Origin of the sequence: Salinibacter sp. (assembly GCF_042218895.1) — a bacterium.
GTDB lineage: Bacteria > Bacteroidota > Rhodothermia > Rhodothermales > Salinibacteraceae > Salinibacter.
Window position 1 is genome coordinate 1 of the sequence record NZ_JBDGQQ010000024.1, and the last position, 3264, is coordinate 3264.

Sequence of the window (3264 nt, forward strand, 5' to 3'; positions counted from 1 at the left end):
AGAACACCAGGATTTTTCTTGTTTGCATTGGAAAACTACGTACGATTGCCAAGAATTCGGACGAGTATGCATCCGGCCCGTCTTCTCCCTACCTTGGTTAACCACGCGCACGAGTTTGTCTCCTGTAGCGGTGCCCCCTCGGATGCCCGAAACTTGGCATTTCTGGTTCACTTGCGTCTTCGCAGTTGCCCTTGCCTTCGGTGCTGCGGCTCCTAGTGCGTCGGCACGGGCTGCGGGTGGCTTGGAGGCTGAGATTCGGGGCTCCTCTTCGTCGACTTCCACAGTTCCCCCCGGCGACTCGGCGCTCCTTGGCGTCGTCTGGACACCCCCCTCCTTGCCCGACTCGGCCCTCCGCGAACTGGCCCGGATCGACGCCCTCGGCGCCACGGCCGTCCGCCTGACCCGGCTTCCGTCCCGCCCCGTCGCGGCCCGCGCCGACACGCTCGGGCTTCGCCTGTTCGTCGATCTTCCTGTTTCTTACGTGGCGGCCCCGCGGCTCTCGGACGCGCTCGCACAGGTGGCCCCCACCCTGGATCGACTCGTCACCCTCGCCCGCAAGCACGCCTCGATCACCCACGTCGGGCTTGCCCATACCACCAACACGACGGTGCCGGCCGCCTGTGAAACGCTCGGCCGCTGGACCGAGCGCGTCCACGATCGAGAGCCGTCCCTCCGCACCTATTACGTCACGCCGTTCGCCGCCGCGGTCGACCGCTGTGCGGACGCGGTCGACCATCCCCTTGTGGACGTACGCGCATCCACACGGCCCGTGGCTCGGTGGGAGGCGTGGCGGGCCCGGTCGGCGCCGGTCGGGATAGGCGCAGTGGGCACGTGGGTGCGGCCCTCGGCGGCCCCTGGACTGCGGGTGCCCCACTCTCCAGAGCGGCAGGCCCGATACCTGGAACGGGTGCTCTCCCAGGTGCTCGACTCTACGCAATCGCCCCCACCAGTCGTGTTCATTGCCCGCTGGAAGGACCGAGCATCGCCTGTACTTCCCTCCCGACGGTACGGGCTACATGCCCCCGATGGCACGCCGCGCCGCGCGGCGGGGGTCGCCCGCGGGCTGTACACCGGAACCCAGCGGGTCTTTGCCTTCCCGGCGGGACCCCGTCCGAACACGGACGCCCTCGGCCTCCTCGTGCTCGGCTGGGGCCTCGTGGCCCTCCTCGGAGGACTTTACGCCCGGCATCTCTTCGTTCGCCGCACCGTGGCTCGCTATTTTACGGCCCCAGGCTTCTACCGGGACGCGCTCCGCGAGGGCCACGACCTGCCTTCCGGAACGAACGGAGCGCTTCTTGGCGCCGTGGTCGGGGCGCTCGGCCTTACGGGCGTTCGGGCAGCCCGGCTGGCTGCGGGGCAGCCCGGCACAGGACGCGTGCTCGCTGCGGTGCCCTCTGGGCTCCGGACGGTCCTCGCGGGGGGCATTGAACACCCGAGGATGACCGGCATCATCGTCGGGGGCGTTGTGCTCGGGCTGCTCTTAATCTGGATGACGGCCCTCGTGGCCGTCGCTCGGCGGTGGACGCAGTTCTCGCCGGCACAGGGCCTAATGCTGCTAGCGTGGCCCTGCTGGCCCGCCTTCGTGGCCCTCCCAGTCGCTCTTGCCGCGGCCCCCGATTCGCTTCTTTCGCCGTCCCTCCTTGCACTTTTCCTGCTAATTGGGGGCGGTTTCACCCTCGTTTACTTCACCGCCCGCGTCCTTTTCGACTACTGGATCGTGACGGGGCTTCCGGGATCCGTCGTCGTCCTGCTGGCCGTGCCCAGTCCTCTCATTCTCGGGACCGGCCCCCTTTTCGTGCTCGCATGGCAGTACGGCGTTCCCCTCCGGCTCCTTTGGCACCTTGCCCTCCATGCGTGATGGGCGCCCGTCTGTGCGGGCCGCGCCTCCCAGCTCACTACAGCGCCCAGGTGACCATTTCGGGATACAAGATCATGGCGAGCAGGCCGATCAGCTGGATCACGATAAAGGGAATGGCCCCCCGGTAGATCTGTGTGGTTTTCACCTCATCGGGCACCACGCCCCGCAGGTAGAAGAGCGCAAACCCGAAGGGCGGGGTTAGGAAGGAGGTCTGCAGGTTCATCCCCACCATGACGCCGAACCAGACGAGGGCGGCATCGGCCGTTGCCCCAAAGTCGGGCGGCAGCAGCCGGGCGGCGGGGCTTTGGAGAAGGGGAATGATGATGAACGCGATCTCGAAGAAGTCGATGAAGAACCCCAACAGGAAAATCGACAGGTTGGCCACGACGAGGAAGCCGATGACCCCGCCCGGGAGATTCGTCAGAATACTCTCGACCCAGAAGTCTCCCCCCAGCCCGCGGAAGATGAGCGAGAAGGCGGTGGACCCGACGAGCAGAAACATGACCATCGACGTGAGCCGCAGGGTTTCGTCCATGGTTTCCCGGAGGGCCTCCATGGAGAGGCGGCCGTTGACGGCCGCAAGCGCGATGGCCCCGACGGCCCCGAGGGCACCCGCCTCCGTTGGCGTGGCGAAGCCCTGGAAGATGCTGCCGAGCACGAGCACGATCAGCAGAAGCGGCGGCATCATCACGAGCAGCACCCGCTTCAGGAGACGCACCGGGGCGATGTCACGGGCTTCTTCGGGAAGAGCGGGGGCCGCGTCGGGCCAGATGAGCGCCACGCCGCCCGCGTACAGGGCATACAGGCTGGCCAGCGCGATCCCCGGCACGAGGGCTCCGATGAACAAATCGCCAACGCTGATGCCGAGTTGGTCGGCCAGCACGATGAGGACAATGCTGGGCGGGATGATCTGCCCGAGCGTCCCCGCAGCCGTGATGACCCCGGACGAGAGCTCCTCGGAGTAGCCATACCGGAGCATGACCGGCATCGAGATGAGCCCCATCGCCACGACGGACGCTCCGACGACGCCGGTGGCCGCCGCCAGCAGGGCCCCCACGAACACAACGGCGATGGCGAGTCCGCCCCGGACCGTCCCGAAGAGTTGCCCAATGGTGGTGAGCAAGTCGTCTGCGAGGCGCGACTTCTCCAGCATGGTGCCCATGAAGATGAAGAAGGGCACCGCGAGCAGGATGAAGTTCGACATGATCCCGAAGAGGCGGGACGGAAGGGCCTGGAGGAGTGTCCAGCTTATCATCCCGGCCTCGACCCCAATCACCGCGAACACCAAGGCGGTTCCGCCGAGGGCAAAGGCCACTGGATACCCCGAAAAGATCAACAGAAGAGCCCCCGCAAACATCAGCGGGGCGAGGAGATCGGCACCCATGGGAACACGTATCGTATCTCCA

Annotated in this window: 2 protein-coding genes; one reads left to right on the forward strand and one right to left on the reverse strand. The window is 66.7% G+C overall.

The window, feature by feature from the left end:
• Window positions 1-334 precede the first annotated feature (334 nt).
• Window positions 335-1858, forward strand: a complete 1524-nt coding sequence (locus ABEL04_RS02500; protein WP_375800800.1) for a hypothetical protein — start codon at window positions 335-337, stop codon at window positions 1856-1858.
• 37 nt (window positions 1859-1895) lie between these two features.
• Here ABEL04_RS02500 and ABEL04_RS02505 read toward each other — a convergent pair whose 3' ends face one another.
• Window positions 1896-3242: a TRAP transporter large permease subunit gene (locus ABEL04_RS02505; RefSeq protein WP_375800804.1), complete on the reverse strand. Its 1347-nt coding sequence runs from the start codon at window positions 3240-3242 to the stop codon at window positions 1896-1898.
• Window positions 3243-3264 lie beyond the last annotated feature (22 nt).

Coding starts and splice junctions, on each gene's coding strand:
- ABEL04_RS02505 (WP_375800804.1), bottom strand. CDS start 3,242: ATGGGTGCCGATCTCCTCGCCCCGCTGATGTTTGCGGGGGCTCTTCTG.